Source organism: Pseudobutyrivibrio sp. ACV-2 (assembly GCF_900107545.1).
Lineage (GTDB): Bacteria > Bacillota > Clostridia > Lachnospirales > Lachnospiraceae > Pseudobutyrivibrio.
The window spans coordinates 1-21,653 of record NZ_FNQZ01000021.1 but is presented as its reverse complement, the minus strand read 5'-3'; the positions used below and the strand labels follow the sequence as shown (position 1 = coordinate 21,653).

18 protein-coding genes and 2 pseudogenes are annotated in these 21,653 nt (G+C 39.0%); 9 read left to right on the top strand and 11 right to left on the bottom strand.

Going from position 1 to position 21,653, the window contains the following annotated elements; genetic code table 11:
• Positions 1-35: 35 nt before the first annotated feature.
• On the top strand, positions 36-860 hold the full coding sequence (locus tag BLV53_RS15010; RefSeq protein ID WP_090302348.1) for a PIN domain-containing protein: 825 nt from the start codon (positions 36-38) through the stop codon (positions 858-860).
• Between the two features lie 14 nt (positions 861-874).
• Here BLV53_RS15010 and BLV53_RS15005 read toward each other — a convergent pair whose 3' ends face one another.
• From BLV53_RS15005 to BLV53_RS14980, 6 genes are all read right to left on the bottom strand, one after another.
• A complete protein-coding gene (locus BLV53_RS15005; RefSeq protein WP_090302345.1) occupies positions 875-1,066 on the bottom strand; it encodes a hypothetical protein in 192 nt (63 codons plus the stop codon).
• A gap of 8 nt (positions 1,067-1,074) precedes the next feature.
• Positions 1,075-1,296, bottom strand: coding sequence for a hypothetical protein (locus tag BLV53_RS15000; RefSeq protein ID WP_090302343.1), 222 nt, complete (start codon positions 1,294-1,296; stop codon positions 1,075-1,077).
• A gap of 92 nt (positions 1,297-1,388) precedes the next feature.
• A complete protein-coding gene (gene cooS, locus BLV53_RS14995; protein ID WP_090302341.1) occupies positions 1,389-3,521 on the bottom strand; it encodes an anaerobic carbon-monoxide dehydrogenase catalytic subunit in 2,133 nt (710 codons plus the stop codon).
• Positions 3,522-3,555: 34 nt separating this feature from the next.
• Positions 3,556-4,329, bottom strand: a complete 774-nt coding sequence (locus BLV53_RS14990) for an ABC transporter ATP-binding protein (protein ID WP_090302339.1) — start codon at positions 4,327-4,329, stop codon at positions 3,556-3,558.
• Positions 4,329-5,090: an ABC transporter permease gene (locus BLV53_RS14985; protein ID WP_090302337.1), complete on the bottom strand. Its 762-nt coding sequence runs from the start codon at positions 5,088-5,090 to the stop codon at positions 4,329-4,331. The genes BLV53_RS14990 and BLV53_RS14985 overlap by 1 nt, the downstream gene beginning before the upstream one ends.
• A gap of 18 nt (positions 5,091-5,108) precedes the next feature.
• The gene (locus BLV53_RS14980) at positions 5,109-6,035 is read right to left on the bottom strand and encodes an ABC transporter substrate-binding protein (protein ID WP_090302335.1); all 927 of its coding nucleotides are present in this window, start codon (positions 6,033-6,035) and stop codon (positions 5,109-5,111) included.
• 229 nt (positions 6,036-6,264) lie between these two features.
• Here BLV53_RS14980 and BLV53_RS14975 point away from each other — a divergent pair, with 229 nt between their 5' ends.
• The 4 genes from BLV53_RS14975 (at position 6,265) to BLV53_RS14960 (ending at position 10,561) form a co-directional block, all read left to right on the top strand.
• Positions 6,265-7,209, top strand: coding sequence for an FIST N-terminal domain-containing protein (locus BLV53_RS14975; RefSeq protein WP_090302333.1), 945 nt, complete (start codon positions 6,265-6,267; stop codon positions 7,207-7,209).
• 207 nt (positions 7,210-7,416) lie between these two features.
• Positions 7,417-9,687 carry an endopeptidase La gene (gene lon / locus BLV53_RS14970; RefSeq protein WP_090302331.1) on the top strand — a complete coding sequence of 757 codons (2,271 nt, stop codon included), beginning with the start codon at positions 7,417-7,419 and terminating at the stop codon, positions 9,685-9,687.
• A 151-nt stretch (positions 9,688-9,838) separates the two neighbouring features.
• The gene (locus tag BLV53_RS14965; protein WP_090302329.1) at positions 9,839-10,366 is read left to right on the top strand and encodes a hypothetical protein; all 528 of its coding nucleotides are present in this window, start codon (positions 9,839-9,841) and stop codon (positions 10,364-10,366) included.
• Positions 10,367-10,369: 3 nt separating this feature from the next.
• Entirely contained in the window at positions 10,370-10,561 is a 192-nt protein-coding gene (locus tag BLV53_RS14960; RefSeq protein WP_029319104.1) for a helix-turn-helix transcriptional regulator, read from the top strand.
• Between the two features lie 208 nt (positions 10,562-10,769).
• Here BLV53_RS14960 and BLV53_RS14955 read toward each other — a convergent pair whose 3' ends face one another.
• The 3 genes from BLV53_RS14955 to pdxR form a co-directional block, all read right to left on the bottom strand.
• A complete protein-coding gene (locus tag BLV53_RS14955) occupies positions 10,770-13,151 on the bottom strand; it encodes a family 43 glycosylhydrolase (RefSeq protein ID WP_090302327.1) in 2,382 nt (793 codons plus the stop codon).
• An 82-nt stretch (positions 13,152-13,233) separates the two neighbouring features.
• The gene (locus tag BLV53_RS14950) at positions 13,234-15,333 is read right to left on the bottom strand and encodes an endo-1,4-beta-xylanase (RefSeq protein ID WP_090302325.1); all 2,100 of its coding nucleotides are present in this window, start codon (positions 15,331-15,333) and stop codon (positions 13,234-13,236) included.
• A 184-nt stretch (positions 15,334-15,517) separates the two neighbouring features.
• Positions 15,518-16,597: a MocR-like pyridoxine biosynthesis transcription factor PdxR gene (gene pdxR, locus BLV53_RS14945; protein WP_090302323.1), complete on the bottom strand. Its 1,080-nt coding sequence runs from the start codon at positions 16,595-16,597 to the stop codon at positions 15,518-15,520.
• Positions 16,598-16,679: 82 nt separating this feature from the next.
• Between pdxR and pdxS the strand changes: the two genes are divergently transcribed.
• Together pdxS and pdxT are read left to right on the top strand one after the other, a co-directional pair.
• On the top strand, positions 16,680-17,555 hold the full coding sequence (gene pdxS / locus BLV53_RS14940; RefSeq protein ID WP_090302320.1) for a pyridoxal 5'-phosphate synthase lyase subunit PdxS: 876 nt from the start codon (positions 16,680-16,682) through the stop codon (positions 17,553-17,555).
• A 2-nt stretch (positions 17,556-17,557) separates the two neighbouring features.
• The gene (gene pdxT / locus BLV53_RS14935; protein WP_090302318.1) at positions 17,558-18,127 is read left to right on the top strand and encodes a pyridoxal 5'-phosphate synthase glutaminase subunit PdxT; all 570 of its coding nucleotides are present in this window, start codon (positions 17,558-17,560) and stop codon (positions 18,125-18,127) included.
• 80 nt (positions 18,128-18,207) lie between these two features.
• On the opposite strand, the pseudogene BLV53_RS17755 reads toward pdxT, so the two are convergent.
• Positions 18,208-18,345: pseudogene (locus tag BLV53_RS17755) on the bottom strand (glutathione peroxidase); the annotation flags it as partial.
• A 336-nt stretch (positions 18,346-18,681) separates the two neighbouring features.
• Between BLV53_RS17755 and BLV53_RS14925 the strand changes: the two are divergent.
• Positions 18,682-19,098, top strand: coding sequence for a sensor histidine kinase (locus BLV53_RS14925; protein ID WP_090302315.1), 417 nt, complete (start codon positions 18,682-18,684; stop codon positions 19,096-19,098).
• 39 nt (positions 19,099-19,137) lie between these two features.
• Here the strand turns inward: BLV53_RS14925 and BLV53_RS14920 are convergent, their stop codons facing one another.
• On the bottom strand, positions 19,138-21,066 hold the full coding sequence (locus BLV53_RS14920; RefSeq protein ID WP_242879120.1) for a methyl-accepting chemotaxis protein: 1,929 nt from the start codon (positions 21,064-21,066) through the stop codon (positions 19,138-19,140).
• 396 nt (positions 21,067-21,462) lie between these two features.
• Here BLV53_RS14920 and BLV53_RS14915 point away from each other — a divergent pair.
• A pseudogene (locus BLV53_RS14915) lies at positions 21,463-21,653 on the top strand (ISNCY family transposase); the annotation flags it as partial.

Sequence of the window (21,653 nt, the reverse complement as noted above, 5' to 3'; positions counted from 1 at the left end):
AAAACCGCAAATTATTGAACTGTATGAGGTTGGATATGGGATTATTTAATAAAGAAATTAAAAATGAAAATAAAGTTACTGAAGTAAACGAAAGTATTAGTGTGACAAAAAACAATAAACGCTTATATCTTGTAGATTATGAGAATGTTTCAGATGCAGGGGTTATTGGTGTTGACCAGTTAACATGCGATGACATTGTTGTGATTTTTTATGGTTCAAAGGTAAAGACTGTAGCTTATGAATCGCTTATAGCCATCACCAGCTCCGCTGCCAGTATAGAGCATATGAAGGCTGAAAAAACTGCAAAAAACTATTTAGATTTTCAGTTAACCACATATTTAGGTTACAAATTAGGGCAGAATTCTATTGATGAAATATATGTAATCACTAAGGATTCCGGATTTGATGCTGTAGTAGATTTTTGGGGTGAAAGAGGCTACGCAATAAAGCGCCAGCCATCTATCATTGTAGAAGAAAAAGTGAACAAGGAAAATCCTGAAGAAACGACTGAAGAAAGTCCAAAAACGAAAACTCGTCGCACATATACCAGAAGAACTGGAAATCAAAGTAGGCCAACTACCAGATCCACCAGGCCTAAGGTTGTGACAAAGCCACAGTCAAAGAAACCTAGAGAAACTGCTAATCGACCTACAGTTACTGAAAAACAAAAGGCTGAATTAAGAGCCGCCCTTAAAGGGGCTGAACTTAGTGCGCCAGATTACAAAAAGGTTTACGATGCTTTTGCATCCTGCGACAACACCTCGGCTTACAATAACAAGCTGCAAAAATCACTTGGCAATGATAAGACAAGTGTAGTTTATAAGGCTACTTCAAAAATTTTCGAGAATGCAAAGAAATAATATTCTTATCTCGCTCACCTATAATCAGCAGATACTTCCATATAGGAGCGCTTGCCCGTTATATAATCATCATAAGCCGTTTCGGCATCCTTTCCATGAAAGATTTTACAAAGCCCACACATATCGCAGTCGGCTATACATGGAAAGGTATTTTTTATGTATTCTCTACGTTCTTCTATTGTTGAAGATGAAATATCTGGAGCCATATTTTTACCTACTTTATTTGTCTGTCCTGACGATATACTGACATATAATCAGCATTAATCTCGGAAATCTCACGCCTGCCATCTATGTAATCCTGATAAATATCCCAGGGACTTCCTCCACCTAGCCAACATGAAGAACAATTTTCACAGCCTCCCCCACAATCAAGGGATGCTTTAATAATTTCTTCCCGCTCTTCTTTAGTAGTATCTTTGATAAGAATAGACTTCATAATACAGCCCTCCTACTACAACCTACTGCTCTTTTCTAAAGCATACTATGTCAGTAGGTAAATAGCAATATTAGTTTTATTATTTAGCTGTACTAATCCCAACCTAAAGCTTTTCTCTTTTCCTTCATATCTGACACAATAAGCTTTGCCAACTCAACTGGGTCCGTATTTACGTTCATAGTAGAACCTAATAGCTCCTTTGTTCCATACTTAAGGAATTCAATTACATTCTTTGAGCCATAGATTGGAGCCTCTACACAATGGTATGAATTGATTCCGTTAAGTCTAAATCCAAGAGCTGCATCTATTCCCTTTTCATTTCCCCACTCAGGCGATGAAAATGCAAATGGAAGTTCATAAAGATTTTTACCTAATTCTCCTGCTATTCCAGCAAATATGCCTGTTGAGCGAGTGTTATCAATACATTCACCCACATGCCATACTGGTGGTAAATCTGGCTCTAAAAATTCCTTTAACGACTCTCCTGCTTTTTCTTTTCCTGATATAGCACAATAGCCAAGCTTCATAAGTGGGAACGATGCACAACCATTTGTGATGATAAGTACATTATTTTTGAGTAGCTCATCAGCAACATCTATAATACATTTTTCATAAAGAACCTTTGGATTGTTGCAGCCAACCATATTTACAACACCAAGAATCTGGCCAGATTTGATAGCCTCTGCTAGTGGCTTCATGCTACCAAATTTCTTGTGAATGTATTCCACCGAAAAACCAACCTCTGCCTCAACCTCATATGGAGGAATATAGACTGGGATTCCTTTTCTTCCCTCAAAGCTTTCAATAGCACGTCTTACTATCTTTTCAGCAAGCTCCTTTGTCTGTCCAATATTACTGTGATGATGATCGTATTCATATCTTTCTGCTCCTGGTAGACGCGCTGAGTCACTGGTAGTGACTACAACAGTCTTAAAACATTTTGCAACATCCATAATAGATGGGAATACATCCTGTACATCAGCAACCCAAAGATCGAGGGCTCCTGTACCAAGAACAAGTTCTGCTGATACAGCGTTAGAAAGAGGAATAACTCCACTGTCTCTGTACATCGCAGACAATCCTGAGCAACAGATACCGTAAAAACGTATTCCTTTTGCCCCCTTGGATTTTGCTAGCTCTAACAAATCCTCTCTCTTTCCAGCAGCCACAATCTGGCTTACAAGAGTTGGGAGATGTCCATGAACAGCTATGTTTACATAACCCTTTTCAAGAGCGCCAATATTAACCTTGGATGTAACTCTATCTCCTACGCCAAACAGAGAATCAGTAGCGATGCTAGCGCCTACAACACCGGAAAATGTGAAAGCTAGTCCACAACGCAAGAATTGCTGCATGATACTCTTCCAGTCACCATCAGTTGCACACCCTGATTTATGATATGCTTCAAAAACCTCATGATATGCACTTATTGGAAGAATATCCAGTTCCTCCCAGACCTTCTGTCTTTCAGGTAGCGCACAGGCTCTTATAGTCTTGTAATCATCAGGCACTGTTCTGGATAAATCTTCAAGTAAAACGTCGGCCAAATCCCTAGCAACATTTTTCAGCTGTCTGCTTTTTTCCCTGATTCCAAATGCTCTGGCTGTGCTTCTTATTTTCTGTTCGCCAAGAATTGGGATGTCGAGTTCTCCTTCTGCCACCTTCTTTAATGTGAGCATAACCTCACGAGCATGCATTCCATGCTGGGCGGCTCCGGCAGCAGCGGAACGAAGCAGATTTCTGGCTACAATCAAGTCTGCATCTGCACCACACACGCCTTTTGGAGATTTAGGAGTGATACGACAAGGTCCCATATTACAAATCTTACAACAGGTACCACAAAGTCCAAAATTACATTGTGGCTTTTGAGCATCAAATCTGTCAAAGGCTGTATCGATACCAAGTTGTTCCATTCTTAAAAGCATATCCCTAACAGCAGGGTCTGGTGTCTGGTCTATCACATCCTGCTTTGATGGGAAAGTCTTTCTATATTCAGAAACTGCATTCATGTAGTCTCTTGTAAAATCCTCAGGACTGCTCTCTCCACCATGATCACTTGCCTTTAATGTAACAGTAGGAATTCCATGCTCATCAAAGCCAATAAGATTTCTATGTGAATGGATGTGTTCTACACCATTTTTCCCATGGGAATGAGAGTGTGAATGACTATGTGAATGTTCGTGGTCATGCTCATGTGTATGGTGTTCATTATGTGTATTGCTCATGCTAAAAAATTCTCCCTTTACAGTTATTATCACCTTAAATGTTGTATTCGATATTCTCTTCAGTTTTCATATTAAGTAAGTCAAAAATTTTATCGCGGACCAATAGAAAGTCTCCGCTTGTTCTATCTCTAAAATGATGAAGAGGTACCTTTAAAACGCCTTTAACTTTGCCAGGATTTGGCGTCATTACAACAATCCTATCAGCTAGAAAAACAGCCTCCTCAATATCATGTGTGACAAAAATAATTGTTTTCTTCTCATTCTTACAGATATCAAGGATGTCATCCTGAAGCTTCATACGTGTAATGGCGTCTAGCGCACCGAATGGTTCATCCATAAAAATAATATCCGGCTCCACCGCAAGGGCTCTCGCTATAGCTACACGCTGTTTCATTCCACCAGAAAGTTGTCTTGGAAAGCTATCCGCAAAATTTTCCAGCTTCACAAGCTTAAGATATTTATTTGCTATTTCTCGTCTCTCACTTTTTTCAACTCCCTTAGACTCAAGACCTAGTTCAATATTTTTGATGACAGTACGCCAAGGTAACAGTCCGTAATTTTGAAAGATGGTAACATTTTTTGTACTAGGACTTACCACATCTTTCCCATCAATCTGAACAATACCCTTGTTAGCCAAATCAAAACCTGCAATAGCATTTAAAAGTGTACTTTTCCCACATCCAGAGGGTCCAAGTAAGCATATAAACTCACCTTTTTCAATATCCAAATTCACGTTTGAAAGGGCTGTAAATTCTTGTCCATTCTCAGTAAAGGTTTTACCTGCATTTTCAATATGAATATATGACATTACTGTTCACCTCCCCAGGCCTTTAGAATTTTCTTTTCCGCCAATCCTATCAAAAAGTCCAATAGCAAACCAATAACACCTATAACAAAAATAGTAGCAAGCAAAATATCGGCTCTGATATTGTTTCTTGCATCGATGATTTGATATCCCAAACCTGACTGAGCTCCTACCATCTCACCTGCTACCAAAAAAATCCATGCGCTACCAAGTGCGAGATGAATAGCATTCGCAATCTGTGGAAAAGCTGCGGGAAGAATTACCTCCCACATAAGAGCTGGCTGTCTGATTCCGAAATTATCAGCTACTCTAAAGTAAATGTCATCAATCTTTAAAACCGCAGAAACTGTAGACAGAAGCACAGGGAAAAATGCTGCTATGAAAATAATCACTATAGCTGGCAAATCACCTATTCCAAACAGCAAGACTACAAAAGGCATCCAAGCAGTTGGAGAGATTGGACGAAGTAGTTGTAAAGATGGGTTAACATAATTAAATACCTTTGGTAAACTACCCAGAATAAGTCCCAAAAAAACTGCAATTATAACAGACAGGCCATACCCTATTACAAATCTATACATGCTGGCTGAAATAGATAATAGAAGCGTTCCATCTAAAATCATTTCTATCAAAGCCTGCAAAGCCATTAGCGGAGAAGGAAACAGAGCTTCACTATAATCACTGATGATAAATGCCAACTGCCATAATCCCACAAGCAATAATATTGAAACTACTACATATCTAATAGAGATTAATTTTTTCATGCTTTCCCCTTTTGATTATTAAAAATCATTCTTTACAAATTCTTCGTATGCAGGTGGGTTATCTGACAAACCATAATCCTTTACCTTCTCAGAAAGCTCACCGTACTGTTCTTCTGTAATATCAAGGTCATCATATGAAATCCACTTTAATGAAATATCAAGCACATCATCCTTCTGATTTAAATATTTCTGTGCTACTTTTTTCGCAGTATCTGCATCAAGATTGTTTCCAGCTGTTTTATATCCATCTACGAAAAGCTTTGCTGTCTCCTTGTGATTTTCAATAAAATCATCTGTCAAAACAAGTGCGCAGCAAACTGAGTCATCCCAAAGCTCCTCGGAAGTATAAAGTACCTTTCCTGCCCCGATGGAAACTCCCATAGCACCAAATGGTTCAGCCACACAATAGCCATCAATTGTTCCAGCGGCAAGGGCCGAAGGCATTTCTGTAGGTGCAAGCTCTATTACGTTGATGTCATCTATTGCCAATCCATCCTTTGCCAAGGCATCGTTTACCAGGATATTATGTGATGACTGGCGATGTGGGATAGCAATTGTTCTTCCCTTTAAATCTGCCCCGTCTTTCACATCATTTGATACTACGATTACATTACCGTCCTTATGACCAAGTGCTACGGCCTTTATTCCAACGCCTTCAGCTTTTGATTTCATGGCAAGTTCAATAAGAACTGAGGCACCATCCACTTGTCCTGAATTCAGTGCATCCAAAAGCTCAGGCCATGATCCATACTTTACCAGCTCCACTCGCACATTATCATTTTCTGCAAGCTCATCAGCCTCTTCTAATGCAGCCAGCGAGTGTGTTATTGGAAGATAAGCAATCTTCACTGTCTCTGCAGACTCATTTGCCTTTGCAGTTCCACAGCCAATAAATGTCAATGATGTAATGATTAATAATGTCGTCAACTGTAAGATTTTTTTCATATTTACTATCCTCCACTTTATCCTGATAAATCCCTACCACCTACTAGGTTAATAGGATATTAACAGAAGAATTAAATCTGGTCAATAAACCTGGTTCCCACCATTTCTGATAGCTACATATCAATATTATTTATAGCAAAAAACTAAGTTGCACAAAACACAGTTATGTCAAATATAGATGTTATTATTTAGTCAGTTAAACCGTTAACAAGCATTGGATAATAAAACTATGATTCAAAAGACCTACCATTTTCATGATTTCAACGAACTAAATGATGTCATTAGTGATATTAAGTCTGAAACAGCATTTCAATCTGCTTCAGGTGTTTTGATGCAGCTTTATAATCCACGCCTGGATTTAGATGAATCTTTGATTATTAAAACATTAAATCATGCTTTTCCAGATGCTTGTATTTCTGGTGTATCAGTGGCAAATTTAGGCGGCGAGAAATTTGATATCAGCTTCTTTCCACTGGAGTTATCCGTCACATTTTTCACTAAAACGAAACTAATTCAATACGATTACAATATGGAAACCACCACATCATTTGTGGCTGGCCGAGTAATGAACGAAATCCTAGAGACATTGGATAATGTAAAGTGTCTCCAGGTGTTCTATGCTTCAAACAGTATTTCCGTAACCGTATTCAGAAACGAATTCAGGCATCATAAGCTGCCTATGTTTGGAATCAAAGCTGGCAGAAATATTAATAGAAAAAATACTGCCCATGTATATGGCAGGGACGTTTATGCTAATGGTATTGTTGTAGTTGCATTTATCAACTCAACCCTAAAACTATTTATGGAGAATAATCTGGGCTGGCAACCAATCGGCAGAGAAATGGCGATTACCAAAACTGAGGGTGACAACATTGTCTCTGAGATTGATAAAAATCCTGCCACAGAAGTTTATGCAAAGTATTTAAAGGTTAACCCAAACCAATATTTTGTACAGAATGTTTGCGATTTTCCTTTGATACTAGAGCGCAATGGCCACCAGATAGCCAGAGTTCCTGAGGCTTGCACTGAAGAAGGACAGATAGCCTTTGCTTCTGATGTGCATGTGGGCGATCATTTTAGGTTGTCCTATGCCACCCCTGAACAACTTTTTGCTTTAACTGAACAATCGGTTCAGGATTTGGAAAATTTCTGTGCAGAGGTAGTCCTTAATTAGAGTCTGCTTCTGTAATTTTATAATTATTTAATATTTGATTTATTGACAGCATATTTCAGTGGTGATATCATCAACCTAACAATTATATTTTGCACAATTCATTAAAAATAGCTCCTAAAGTGAGCTAATTTTTTTACACTATGCTTAGCACTCATTGAACGCGTCTGCTAGCAGAACAGTTATGATTTCAATTACAGGAGGTCTATTATGATTGTATTACCACTTTATAATATTCAATTAATATCCCGCGGTAACATGTATTTCCAGACAGATGTCTTCAAATCTTTAGCTGGTAAGGCTGTTCAAGATGAAAAGGTTATCATCCTTCAAAACAAGTATTATCAGGCCAGAAATGAGATGACAGCAGACAATTTTTATAAGATTGGTGCTGTAGGTACACTGTCTTCTATCAGTCCTGATGGCTATGTAACCGTAACGGTGACCAGCCGTATCAATGTAGAAGAGATTTCTATAAATGAAAATCATGAAATAGAATTAAACATTTCCCGCAGAAATGATGAGGATGTTTTAGATACCAACAAAGAGGCTGAAACCCTTGCAGCGCTAAAAAATGATGTAAGGGATTTATCAAAGAGATTCCAGTTTTCCAATTTCGTAGAGCTACTGTTAAGTGGCATTTCTAATGTGGAAGAGCTTGCAGCGTCCCTCTCATACTGGTTCAAAAATTCCAATGAGGAAATGCAAAATATACTTGCAAACGACAGCGTTAACAAGCGTATGGCATTGATGGAGCAGGAAATCGTAGAATACGTGGAAGTGACAAAGGTCACAACAGATGCCAACACTGCCCGTGAACAGGAATACAAGGATTTATACAGAGAATCAGCCATCAAAAAGCAGATGGAGTATTTGCAAAAAGAATTGGATGAGATGCATCCTGAGAATGTAACTGACATCCAGCGCTTTGAAAATAAAATCAAAGATTCCGGCATGAACGAGGATGCCCGCAAAGAAGCTGAAAAGGTGTTAAACCGCTTAAAGCAGGAGGGACACCACAGCTCAGAAACAGGTATGCTTTATGATTATCTGGATTTCGTGACAGGCCTTTCATGGAAAAAGGAAGAGACTAGATTCATAGATTTACCTGAAGCTGAAAAAATTCTCGATGAAGATCACTATGGCCTTGCAAAGGTTAAAAAACGTATTATTCAGCAGATTGCGGTAATGAACCTTAAGCGTAAGCAATCAGGCTCTATCCTGTTATTTGTAGGCGCCCCTGGTACTGGTAAAACAAGTATCGGAAAATCCATTGCTAAAAGCTTAGGCCGTAAATACGCCAGAGTTTCTTTGGGCGGTGTTAGAGACGAAGCTGATATCCGTGGTCACAGACGTACCTATATTGGCGCTATGCCAGGACGTATTATGGATGCCATTTCAAAATCAGGTGTAAGCAACCCGGTAATGGTTTTAGATGAGATTGACAAGCTCTCTCAAAGCTATAATGGTGACCCTGCAAGCGCCCTATTAGAGGTGCTTGACCCAGAGCAGAACAACACCTTTACAGACCACTACATGAATGTGCCTTACGACCTTTCAGATGTACTTTTCATCTGCACTGCCAACAGCATCGACACCATTCCTGCCCCACTTTTAAACCGTATGGAGGTAATCAACTTCACTGGCTATACACCAGATGAAAAGCTAAAGATTGCCAGAAAACATCTCCTTCCAAAATCAATGGATGCTATGGGCATAAATGACAAGCAGCTTGAGGTAAGCGATGATGTAATCAACACCATTATCTCAGATTACACTAGAGAGGCTGGTGTGCGTGGGCTTAGAAAACGAATCGATAGTCTATGCAGAGGCGCTGCTGTGATGATAGCCCGTGGTGAAGATGAGCCTGTGAAAATCACACCAGAACAGCTTAGAACTGAGCTTGATATGAGACCGGTTCACCACGATACTGTTCCAGAAAGTCAAAAGCCTGGTGTAGTAACAGGTCTTGCTTGGACAGCAGTAGGTGGCAAAATTCTATACATTGAAACATTATTTACAAAAGGTAAGGGTGGAATCATTATAACCGGTAAACTCGGCGAGGTAATGAAGGAATCAGCCCAAATTGCAGTCAGCCTGGTAAAATCCATGTATCCTGACAAGTCAAAGCTTTTTGAAGAAAACGATTTACATATCCATGTTCCAGAAGGTGCCGTTCCAAAGGATGGTCCATCAGCAGGTATCACAATGACCACAGCTATTGCATCCCTTGTAACAGGTAACCCTGTAAAGCCAACATTTGCCATGACAGGTGAAGTCTCTCTTAGAGGTGTGGTTTCAGCCATAGGCGGTCTACCTGAAAAATTAATGGCTGCAGAACGTGCAGGCGTAAAACAGGTATTTATCCCAGCTGAAAATGAGCAGGATTTAATAGATGTCGCTGAAGAAGTTAAAAATAATTTGGAAATCATTCCTGTAAATACTGTGGATGAAGTGCTTGCAGCTGTAGGAATAAAATAATAGTGATTCATTAGAATATATGATAGGCTGCCTTTAGGATGTGAATCCATATGAATTTTGTATAATATATTTGACATTTTTCATATAGAGTATATACTTAAATTAAAGCTATGTAATAAGTAATATAATGTTTTTTCAGGAGGGTTCTGTCATGGATAATAAAAAAATATTTATGTTAGTGCTATTTGCACTAGTTTTTGGTACCTGTCTACTATTTTTAATTCCTACTCAAAAATATAATCAAGGGCACTATGATGAAATGCAGGAGATAAATAGAGGCAAAGCCAGTAAAGTCGCTTTTCTTACAACTATCAGCTTTCTAGGAATATATTTTGTATATGATTATATTTGGGGTGATACATTCATAAGACTTTCTTCATCCTTGCTTGCCATCATTTCAATTGTACTTGGTATTACCGTTGACATCTCTTATAGCATTTGGAATCACGCCTACATACAGGTTAATCAAAAAGGAACCGGCGTTTTTATTTTGTATGGCTCCATTGCATTCATCAATCTTGCAGCTTTTGCCCTTGATTTAGATGAACTGCCTCTTGCCATCGAAAATGGAATATTACAGTGCAACAGCCCAATTGTACAGTTAGCAATGGCATTGGTATATGGGATTACTCCAGTAGTTTTTTTTGCAAGAAAAGCAATGGATAAATGGGAGAATTAGTTAATGAAAAATCTACGTCTAAAATCAGCTCGTGCTGCAAAAGATTTGTCCCAAGAAGATTTGGCAAAACTATGCGATGTTAGTAGACAAACAATCAGTGCTATAGAAAAGGGTGATTACAACCCTACTATCAAGCTTTGTATCGCCATCTGTAAGGCTTTGGATAAAACACTAGATGAATTGTTTTGGGAGTAATAAAAAAATCATTCTAAGACTAAATTATACTATATATTTAGCCACAGAACAACGACTGAAAACATAAAGAACATAATGACTTAAAAAGGTTCAGTGGCTATCCGAAGATAGTCCCTGAACCCTTCATTTTTAGAGAATTTTTTACAACCCATTTAGAGTGTTAATATGATAAAAAAAGATTTTGTGGCTAATAAATAGGATTAGGTTTTTACTGAACTGATGCATCAATAGTGCTTCCGATTGCTCCGCTGCCCTGGAAGCCTATCTCTACTGACTGTCCGGCTGCAATAGTCTTGTTCCAGTCTGATGGTGTGATTACATAGTAATTTCCATCTGTCTTCACTGACATATTCCAGCTTGAATCAATAGTTACATCGCTCTTTTTGATTTTAATTGTCCAGCCATCTACAGCAGTGCCTGTATTGTTTTCAAGCTTAAGGCTTACATTGTAGCCGCCATTCCAGCTATTGATTGTGTAGCTTAATTCAAGGCCCTTTGCTGCTGGCTTAGTTTCAGGTTTGGTCTCTGGCTTTGTTTCAGGTTTGCTCTCTGGCTGAGTCTGAGCAGGCTCCTGTGCAGGTGTCTGCTGTGTAGGCTGCTGCTGAGGAGCAGATGCCTGATTATTATTTGAATTGTTTACTGGCTCAAAAATCCACTCCTGATTTAGATTTCCATAGAATGTCCACTGACATACATTTGTGCCATCCACTTTCTTGTGCTCATATACATCTACGTATTTTGTAGCAGATGAAGACTTTGTTCCGATAGTATAAACACCATTATTCTTTGTCGTCTTTACGATAAACTGCTGAGCATCATGACCATAAGCTGTGTAAATCTGAAGATTTGCTCCATCCTCGTCTGCACCATTTGCTACATCAAGCATAAAGTCACCAAGTCCAGACTTAAGTGTGATGTATCCGTCACCTTTGTTTTCAACATACCATTTCTGGCCCTTAACACCTGTACCTGTGCTGATACATACATTTGCAGCTGGCTTTGCAGCATCATCCTGTACTGTTAAATATTTCTGTGAGTTTGTATTCTTCAGATAGTACCAGCCATTTGCAATAGATGCAGTTGAATTCGTATTTACGTTTTCAGGTTCCTGTACAGCTGGAGTGCTGCCCTGCTCTGTAGCTGAAGCCATCCATCTGTCAAAAGCAAAATTGCCATGGAATACAAAGCACAAATCTTTTGTTCCAGATACGTTTGAAACATTTGCGCTAAAGTCCTTAAATGCGCCATTTGTATTTGAAACAGGAATATTGCAAAGAAGTTTTCCCGATGGAGAACCTTCTCTCACGTCTATGCTTCCATTTCCATTACTTAAAACTGTGGCAGTAAAGCTCTTGGCTCCATTTGAAAGCTTAACACCCTTTACCTTTGTGAAATCACCATTATCAATGCTTGAAACCCATGCCGATCCATCACCATTGCCCTTTACAGTAATTCCAGCCTGTGTAAACAATGTTTCTGCCTGAACCCAGCTATATGGATCAATGCTTGGATTCATTGGAACACCCGCAAGAGTCTGCTTAACTGTGTTGATTCTGCCATTAGACACATCTACTCTGTCGATGTGAGTTGATCTGTATCCTAAATTCTTTCTTATAATCTGAGTCTCTACTGTATGGGTATGATATGCCATGTAGTAGTTACCCTTAAATTCAAATATCTGATGATGATTATTTCCGTCCGAACCCCTAAAGGCAGATGCAGGATTTGCCATAATCTCACCCTGATAGGTAAAAGGTCCCATAGGATTGCGGCTTGTCATAACCTGAATTGTGGCGTTACGAAAACCATTGCTGCAATTCCAATTAGAGCAGTACGAATAGTAATAAGTATTACCAATTTTATTGATTCCAGAATCCTCAAATAGATAGGGTGCATCAATAGTAGCTGCTGTACCAACAGTGCTTGTCATATCATTTCCAAGCTTGATTACTCTGGCGGTCTTTGGATGCGCAGCCTGTCCAGCTGGTACACCACCACCAAAATAAAGATATCCAATACCATCACTATCCACCAAAACTGCTGGGTCAAAAAGCCATTCCACATTACAGTTTGGAGTAGACTTTGTGATAAGAGCTCTGCCGATTGGATCTCTCCAAGGGCCTGTTGGGCTGTCCGCTGTCAGCACGCCGATGCTGCTTGCATTATTTGCAAAATAAAGGAAGAACTTGTCCTTACCATTTATCCTTTTGCTGCAAATAGTAGGAGCCCAGGAATTGTTAGCCCACTTTGCTGCGCCGTTTTTTCCTGCAATATTGAAAGCACCATGGTCAGTCCAGTTCACCATATCCTTTGAAGAATAGCAGTTAAGCTGATTGATACGGTCAAATTTATTTTCATTATTGCCTGTGAACTGCTGTGTATCGTTTGTGGTATAGACATAAACAGTATCGCCATATACCATCACACCTGGGTCTGCTCCATAATTTTGGGTAACGATTGGATTGTTTTCGTTGTCTCCCTTTACATAACTTCCGTTTACTACAGATGCTGCATCTGCAGTAATAGCCGGGCTTAGAATCATCGCTCCAGTGAGGAGTATTCCAAACATTTTCTTATAAAGTTTATTCATAACATTTATCCTCTTTCGTCTGATACTTGATGGGGAGGAGGATAATTCTACTCAGGTGTTATTTTCTGATTGTTAATTATTTCTATTGAACTGATGCATCGATTGTGCTTCCGATTGCTCCGCTGCCCTGGAAGCCTATCTCTACTGACTGTCCAGCTGCGATAGTCTTGTTCCAGTCAGAAGGTGTGATTACATAGTAGTTACCCTCTGTTTTAACCGACATATTCCAGCTCGAATCAATAGTCACATCACTTTTTTTGATTTTGATTGTCCAACCATCTACAGCTGAGCCTGTATTATTTTCAAGCTTAAGGCTTACATTGTAGCCGCCATTCCAGCTGTTGATAGAGTAGCTTAAATCAAGTCCCTTTGATGCTGGTTTGGTCTCTGGCTTTGTCTCAGGTTTTGTTTCAGGCTTGCTCTCTGGCTGAGTCTGAGCAGGCTCCTGTGCCGGTGTCTGCTGTGTAGGCTGCTGCTGAAGAGTAGATGCCTGATTATTATTTGAATTGTTTACTGGCTCAAAAATCCACTCCTGATTTGGATTTCCATAGAATGTCCACTGACATACATTTGTGCCATCCACTTTCTTGTGCTCATATACATCTACGTATTTTGTAGCAGCTGAAGACTTTGTTCCGATAGTATAAACACCATTATTCTTTGTAGTCTTTACGATAAACTGCTGAGCATCATGACCATAAGCTGTGTAAATCTGAAGATTTGCTCCATCCTCATCTACACCATTTGCCACATCAAGCATAAAGTCACCAAGTCCAGACTTAAGTGTGATGTATCCGTCACCCTTGTTTTCAACATACCATTTCTGGCCTTTAACACCTGTACCTGTGCTGATGCATACATTTGCAGCTGGCTTTGCAGCATCATCCTGTACTGTCAAATACTTCTGTGAATTTGTATTCTTCAGATAGTACCAGCCATTTGCAATAGATGCAGTTGAATTCGTATTTACGTTTTCAGATGGCTTAGTTGGCTGTGGATTTACTGGAGTGTTTCCCGCAGCACCAAATGTTTCTGTATATGCCTGGATTGCTTTGTAGTAAGCCTGCTTTGGATTACCTGGTGTAGAGAATAACAGTGGCTTCTGGTTCTTTACCCATGTTGTCTGATCAGAAAGACCCCACCATGTTACACCTGTAATCTTGCCGCCATTTTTCTTTGCTTTGTTTACATTCTTCATCAACTGATAGGTGTAGTTTGCTAAATCACTATCACCCTTGTTGCTGATATCAAGCTCAGTAATCTGTACTTCAAATCCAGCACCTAAAAATGAATTGAGGGCTGATGTGTAGTAATCAACTGAAGGGAAATTTGTACCTAAGTGAGACTGCATACCTACACCTGCACAAACCTTCTTACCCTGGTTAATATAATTTACAAGCTTGATTACATCATTTACTTCCATGTATGTATTGTAATCATTGTAGAAAAGCTTAACTGAATCTGTAAGCTTGAAATACTCAAGAGTCTGATATGCAAAGTTGAATGCCTTCTTTACATAAGTTGCATTTACCTTGTTTTTTCCATATACTGCTTCCCAGCCTGAGTTCTCTGCATGAAGGATTTCATTGGCAACATCCCATGCATACACAACACTACCATACTGGTTTAAATATACGTGATTCATTACCGTCTTTACGTACATTTCAAGACGTGCATCCATTGTCTGCTGATTTACGAATCCACCGTTTCCAGCATAATTATTTCTGAAAAACCATGATGGTGTCTGTGAATGCCATACCAAAGTATGAGCTCTCATCTTAAGACCGTTGTTGTAGCAGATTTTCATTACCTCATCAACTGTGTTAAAGTTGATTTCAGGTACATAAGACTCACGGTAGTTGTCTGGGATATAATATCCACGATTCTTTGCCTGAGAAACTGAAATCAGTCGTGCTGAGCCTCCCAGCAAAGCATCCGGCTTCATTTCGTTTTCAAGTGTAATACTGTTGTAATGCTGCTTTAATGTAGCCAACTGGCCAGCATCACGCAGCTGATACAAATTAATACATGTTCCTGAATAACCATATGCACTTCCATAGGTATTTAGGAGTGTTTCATTGGCCGCCTTAGCGTCCACCGCAGGCACTGAAAGCAGCATTGTAAATGTGCATGCCAGTGCCAAGAGCTTTCCGCATAAGCTCTTTAACATTTTTCTTTTCATTGTTTGTCCCCCTGTAAAATTTCGAGTATTATTACCCTTCCCCATTCAAGTGACAATATTGTAACTTATTTAAAAAGCCATTAATTTTCAATTCTTGCGCCACAATTATCAATTATTGCCTATTATAGACATTTTTTAAATTTTAGTAGATTATCACCTTGAGCGGACAGTAAATTGGCTATTTTTATGCCTTTCTCTTATTCCTTCTGACTCGATTAATATGTCGTTCAAAATCACCGCTATTTATCAGTTGGGCTATCACAAGTTGCTCAAATGTTGGCACTGTACACGAATAAAACCCAAGCCTATCATCAAATATCTGTGTAAGCTGTTTCGGCAGTACCATATATGCTGCACGTAATGATGATGATATGGTCTGGGAAAACGAATTCATATATATGACATTGTCCCTGTCCGAAATGGAAAACATTGTTTCTTCCGGTTTGCTTGAAATAGAAAACTCTGACTCAAAATCATCCTCTATTATGTATCGCTCTCCCTGTGAGGCCCACCTTATATACTCATATTTTTTCGAAGCGGATGCTGTTACCCCTGACGGGAAACTTCTGTAAGGTGAAATATGTAGTATAGAGGCCGTTGTGGTTAAAAGAGCACTGCTTGAAATACCATTTTCCTCAAGTGGCAGCATCTCACAGGTAACCCCTGACATTCTATACACCTGTTCAATCTTCTTGTAGGATGGCGACTCTAGCGCAAACACTGTATCCTTGCTAAACAGACCAACTATAAGATTGTACAAATACTCCGCGCCTGATCCTATGATGATTTGACTGATATCTACATGTATATTTCTATTTCTGGCCAAATATTTTCTTATGGCCTCTCTTGTTTCTTCACACCCCTTGTTAGAAGGCCTTTCTAATATGGCTTCTCCATAGTCATTCACCACTTTTCGCATAGCCTTTGTTAATACAGAAAAAGGAAAGGCATATGTGGTTCTATGATAGGAGTGACCTTCATGATTTATGATTTTTGCAGTAGAAACAAAGCCATCTTCCTTTTTAAAAATCACATAGTATCCGCTTCTTTCCTTGGATTCCAGATACCCCTCATCACACAGAAGCTCATAGGCATGCTTTATGGTTATTACACTGACATTCATTTCATCAGCCATAGTTTTCCTGGAAGGAAGTCTACTTCCATATGAATAATCTCCCTCAATAATTTTCTTTTTTAAATTATCGTAAATACGTATGTATTGGGGCACTTTTTCGTTATGTGCGGCATTATTTTCGTTTTGCATATATATTATTTCTCCAAACTGGGTATTTAATATATCCAATTATATTCTATAATTTCCCCCATAAGCAAGGAGGAATTTAAAAATGTCTAATAATCGTTATGAATTAAACAAAAATCTCGCTCAGATGTTAAAGGGTGGTGTCATTATGGATGTAACCACACCAGAACAGGCTAAAATCGCAGAGGCTGCAGGTGCTTGCGCAGTAATGGCACTTGAAAGAATCCCTGCAGATATTCGTGCAGCCGGTGGCGTTTCCCGAATGAGCGATCCAAAAATGATAAAAGGAATCCAGGACGCTGTATCAATTCCTGTAATGGCAAAATGCCGTATCGGTCACTTTGCAGAAGCACAAATACTTCAGGCTATTGAAATTGATTACATCGATGAATCAGAAGTGCTGTCACCAGCAGATGACAAATATCACATCGATAAAACCAAATTTGACGTACCATTTGTATGCGGCGCCAAGGACTTAGGGGAAGCTCTTCGTAGAATAAATGAGGGCGCGTCAATGATTCGCACAAAGGGCGAGCCCGGTACAGGAGATATCGTTCAGGCCGTTAGACATATGCGCTTAATGCAATCTGAAATCAGACGCATCAGCTCGATGTCAGAGGATGAGCTTTTCAACACAGCTAAAGAGCTTGCTGTACCTTACGAGCTTGTGCTATATGTTCATGAAAATGGCAAGCTTCCAGTTGTAAATTTTGCTGCTGGCGGAGTAGCCACTCCTGCTGACGCAGCTCTTATGATGCAGCTTGGAGCAGAGGGTGTATTTGTTGGTTCTGGAATATTTAAATCAGGAGATCCTGCAAAACGTGCTGCCGCTATTGTTAAAGCTGTCACTAATTTTACAGATGCAAAAATGCTTGCTGAGCTTTCTGAAGATTTAGGAGAAGCAATGGTTGGAATTAATGAACAGGAAATAGATTTACTTATGGCTGAAAGGGGAAAGTAAAAATGAACATCGCTGTACTGGCCCTACAGGGAGCCTTCATCGAGCATGAAAATATCCTAAAAAAGCTGGGAGTTTCTACTGTAGAAATCAGACAATTACCTGATTTAGAAAAGGATTTCGATGGTTTAATTATTCCTGGCGGTGAAAGTACTGTGCAGGGAAAGCTATTAAAAGAGCTCAAGCTTTTTGCTCCAATAAAAAAAATGATTGAAAATGGGCTTCCTGTATTTGGTACCTGCGCAGGATTGTTACTTCTTGCAGATAAAATAAATAATGACAATCGCAATTACTTGCAGACTATGGATATCGTAGCTGAAAGAAACGCCTATGGCAGACAGCTTGGAAGCTTTTACACTGAAGCTGAATTCGAGGGAATTGGTACTGTTCCCATGACATTTATCAGAGCACCTTACATCAAAGCTGTTTCAGAAAAAGCTAGACCTCTGGCAACAGTTGATGGTCATATAGTAGCCGCTAGACAAGGCAATCAGCTTGTAACTGCATTTCATCCTGAGCTTAATGAATCGTTGCTCATTCATAAATATTTCTGTGACATGGTGGCTAACCAATGAGACTTTATTAGTTTAGACTGTATCCACAAAAATAAAGCCTTGGGGATTACAAATAACCCCAAGGCTTTAATAATTTGAAATTATAAAAGTGTCTTAATGCACTCTTCGATGTCTTTAACATCAGCTGTAGGCTCAAAACGAGCTACAACCTCACCGTTTCTATCGATGATGAACTTTGTGAAATTCCACTTGATGTCTGGCTTTGCAGTTACCTCTGGATGATCAAAGTCCATCTGGCAGCCCCATACACGATTAGCCACCTTGGCGAATCTCATTACATCATGCTCCATTACATCAATTTTTCCTGTAATGGAGCAGTTTTTTATTTTTTTCATCTCTAAAAATCCATCTATTCTTATGTGCTCTTTATAATAATGCCGAAAAACAAATTTCTTTAAAACAACACAAAACCACATATCTAATTGCTACATTATCCTCGCAAAAGAAAAGGTAGGTATGTGAAATGAGTAAAACAATTCATATCAATGTTGGAGGGATGGCTTGTACAAGCTGTCAGGAAACAATTACATGCGCTCTAAACACTTGCAGAAAATATCTTAGCCAGCTTTGAGACCGGTTTCCGTGAAAAAAATATTAGTGTATCCCTCGTTGGTGACACAGTAAATATTTTTGCTGATAAAAACAGAATCAGCCAAGTCATCTCCAATCTTCTATCCAATGCTTTGAAATATACAGATGAAGATGGCGCTATCAATATTTCTATTTCAAAAAAGGATAATGCAATGGAGTTTGCTGTGGAAGACACTGGCATAGGAATTTCTAAAGAGGAACAGCCTCGCGTGTTTGAAAGATTTTATCGCACAGATAAATCCAGAACCAGAAAAACAGGTGGAGCAGGAATCGGTCTTACCATAACAAAAGCCATTGTTCAGGCTCACCACGGCACTATTCTAGTGGAGAGTGAGCCCGGCAATGGCAGTAAATTTATTGTGACTTTGCCTTTACAATAAACACTTTAGAAGTATCATGTAAATGCATCTACACTTATATTACAGTTGATTTTTTATCTCATTACTTGCTTCAATTGTGAACTTAACCAAGTTGTTATTAATTGTATCTACTGCATTTGATACGTTTGTTGCTGCAATTGCTACCTGATCACTGGAATCTGCAACCTCCTGTGATGCCATAGTAACTCTCTCAACATTAGATGCAATCATCTGAGTAGATGCAGATTGCTGCTCTGATACAGATGCCATATTTGTAGCCACATCATTAACCTTTCTCATCTGTTCAGCCATATCTTTTAATGTAGATGAGGCATTGTTAAGCTCTGTAGTAATTTGAAGGAAGGTCTCAGCTGCGGCATTAATAGAACCTGAACTTTCATCAATAAGCTGCGAATTAGTCTCTGATTTCTCTGAAAGGTCTTTTACTCTATCAGACATTTCTCTGATAATATCTACTATCTGATTAGTTGCCTCAGCAGAGTTGTTTGCAAGGGCTCCGATTTCAGTAGCAACAACTGCAAATCCCTTTCCAGCCTCACCTGCTCTGGCAGCTTCAATAGAAGCATTCAAAGACAACAGATTGGTCTGTGATGAAATAGAATTAATCATATCTACAATCTGAGTGATTTGCTGTGCTGCATCATCTACACTCTGTACAGCTTCTGACATGTCCTTCATAGAAGAAACAATGTGATCCATTCCCTCAGCCACAGACTTCATGTCGTTTTGACCCACATCAGCCTTTTTAACCAACTGATTCATGATATCTTCAATCTGCTCTTCTTCTGTCGTAACATCAGAAATAGTATGAGCAAGAGCGGTAGCGTTTTCTGCAACCTCATTTACAGCTTCTGCCATATCATCAATATTATCCCTGATTTGGCTCATAGAAGCAGATTGCTCATTTGCTGCAAGCTTTAAATTCTCAGCAGTATCCTTTGAATTCTGAGCATCTCCAATCAGCTTAGTAGAAACTGATTTTATTTCACTCAGACTATCTCTCATACCATTTATAAATTTGCCCATAGCAGAATTCATAAATGCTATTTCATCATTACCAGTAGATGTTATTTCAACTGTGAAATCACCACTTGCAATCTTTTCAATATTTTCTGTAAGCATTGTAACAGGCTTTTTAATCATATTAGAAAGAACTCTTAATACAAGTGCTACAACTAAAAGCACAACTATTATTGTTGCAGCAATAAGTACATAAACCAATCTGATAAGTTCTTCCAATACCTCTGTTCTCTTAGCGTATACTATTACCTTCCAGTCGGTTCCACTTACAGTAGATGAAACCATATAATAGCTTGCACCCTGTGTCTTTACTGTTGAAACCACATTATCTTCAGCACTGAGATTTTCTCCAACTGCCTTCCAAAATTGGTCTGATGAATTATCAGCGATATTGGTTCCACAAAGAGTGGTATCTCTATACGAAAGAATTTGGCCTTCTGCTGTGACCATAATACATCCACCGGTTTTATAGAGGGTCACTTCATTTAATTGAGATTGTAATGCGGTGAGAATCAAATCAGCTGCAAATACACCTTCTCTACCATCTTTTAGATGAATATGAAGGATAACTGTTGCACACAAATCACCTGTCGCAGCATCAAAGTATGGCTGATCATAGTAGTAAAACCATGTATTATCGTATCCAATACCCTGCTGATACCATTTCTTTTCTGTGACCATATAATCTTCGCCAGGCACCCAGCCTGATGGGTCTAAAAATTCATCTGTATTGGTGCCAATATATGCTCCTGTAGGAATAAGGTCATATCTACCTACTGTTTGTGACAAATAATCTATAATTTCAGCATTATCTTCAAAGTGAAGTTTTTCAGTTGAGTCTGCTATTCCATTCAGATAATAGAATATAGAATTCAGTGCTTTGTTAATCTGACCTGCATCCACTACAACTTCATTATTCAAGGAGCTATTAATCAGCTTCTTCATCATTCCATACCCGAATCCAAGAATAAGACTCTACACCAATAGAGTACTACATATAAGTAGTGTTCCAAAAAGCATAGCTAACTTTCTACTGATGGCTTTAGGTGAAGCCCCACCAGCAAACCCTGTAGTATTATCCTTCATCCCCATCGTAAACCTCCATTTGTATTAAATAGCCTCTCGGAATCTTCAGACCGCATAAAATATGGCTTTTCTGATTCCAGTATCAAAAAATCCTCCAACTATTTTCAAGAAAACTAGGCGTTTGCGAAACGCCAGAAGCCGCATAAATGCGGCATTTTCACTTAACTAAAAAAGAATAACCCCTCACTGGATATGGTATAATAGAGTTGTTCAAAGAAACTATCATACACACCCAAGAAAGGAGTTATTCTGACATCTATGATACCATACAAACAGCTTTCTTTGGCTGATATTTTTCAAGATTGCCAAGATAAATTTGAAAATGACAAACCTGCTTTTCTTTCTCTATTAGAGACCTATATCGACATTGATGAAATTATTCCGATTTCATTTAGAAACCATTTCTATGCATCAACGGGGCGAACCCGTAAATACCCTTTACAAGCCTT

Excerpts from the sequence above, each read along its gene's own strand:
- pdxR (WP_090302323.1), bottom strand. The coding sequence starts at position 16,597 with ATGCAAAACGAAAATAATGCCGCACATAACGAAAAAGTGCCCCAATAC.
- BLV53_RS14920 (WP_242879120.1), bottom strand. The coding sequence starts at position 21,066 with ATGATGAAGAAGCTGATTAATAGCTCCTTGAATAATGAAGTTGTAGTG.
- BLV53_RS14950 (WP_090302325.1), bottom strand. The coding sequence starts at position 15,333 with ATGAAAAGAAAAATGTTAAAGAGCTTATGCGGAAAGCTCTTGGCACTG.
- BLV53_RS14965 (WP_090302329.1), top strand. The coding sequence starts at position 9,839 with ATGGATAATAAAAAAATATTTATGTTAGTGCTATTTGCACTAGTTTTT.
- pdxS (WP_090302320.1), top strand. The coding sequence starts at position 16,680 with ATGTCTAATAATCGTTATGAATTAAACAAAAATCTCGCTCAGATGTTA.
- lon (WP_090302331.1), top strand. The coding sequence starts at position 7,417 with ATGATTGTATTACCACTTTATAATATTCAATTAATATCCCGCGGTAAC.
- cooS (WP_090302341.1), bottom strand. The coding sequence starts at position 3,521 with ATGAGCAATACACATAATGAACACCATACACATGAGCATGACCACGAA.
- BLV53_RS14985 (WP_090302337.1), bottom strand. The coding sequence starts at position 5,090 with ATGAAAAAATTAATCTCTATTAGATATGTAGTAGTTTCAATATTATTG.
- BLV53_RS14960 (WP_029319104.1), top strand. The coding sequence starts at position 10,370 with ATGAAAAATCTACGTCTAAAATCAGCTCGTGCTGCAAAAGATTTGTCC.
- BLV53_RS14955 (WP_090302327.1), bottom strand. The coding sequence starts at position 13,151 with ATGAATAAACTTTATAAGAAAATGTTTGGAATACTCCTCACTGGAGCG.
- BLV53_RS15010 (WP_090302348.1), top strand. The coding sequence starts at position 36 with ATGGGATTATTTAATAAAGAAATTAAAAATGAAAATAAAGTTACTGAA.
- BLV53_RS14975 (WP_090302333.1), top strand. The coding sequence starts at position 6,265 with ATGATTCAAAAGACCTACCATTTTCATGATTTCAACGAACTAAATGAT.
- BLV53_RS14990 (WP_090302339.1), bottom strand. The coding sequence starts at position 4,329 with ATGTCATATATTCATATTGAAAATGCAGGTAAAACCTTTACTGAGAAT.
- BLV53_RS15000 (WP_090302343.1), bottom strand. The coding sequence starts at position 1,296 with ATGAAGTCTATTCTTATCAAAGATACTACTAAAGAAGAGCGGGAAGAA.
- BLV53_RS14980 (WP_090302335.1), bottom strand. The coding sequence starts at position 6,035 with ATGAAAAAAATCTTACAGTTGACGACATTATTAATCATTACATCATTG.
- pdxT (WP_090302318.1), top strand. The coding sequence starts at position 17,558 with ATGAACATCGCTGTACTGGCCCTACAGGGAGCCTTCATCGAGCATGAA.
- BLV53_RS15005 (WP_090302345.1), bottom strand. The coding sequence starts at position 1,066 with ATGGCTCCAGATATTTCATCTTCAACAATAGAAGAACGTAGAGAATAC.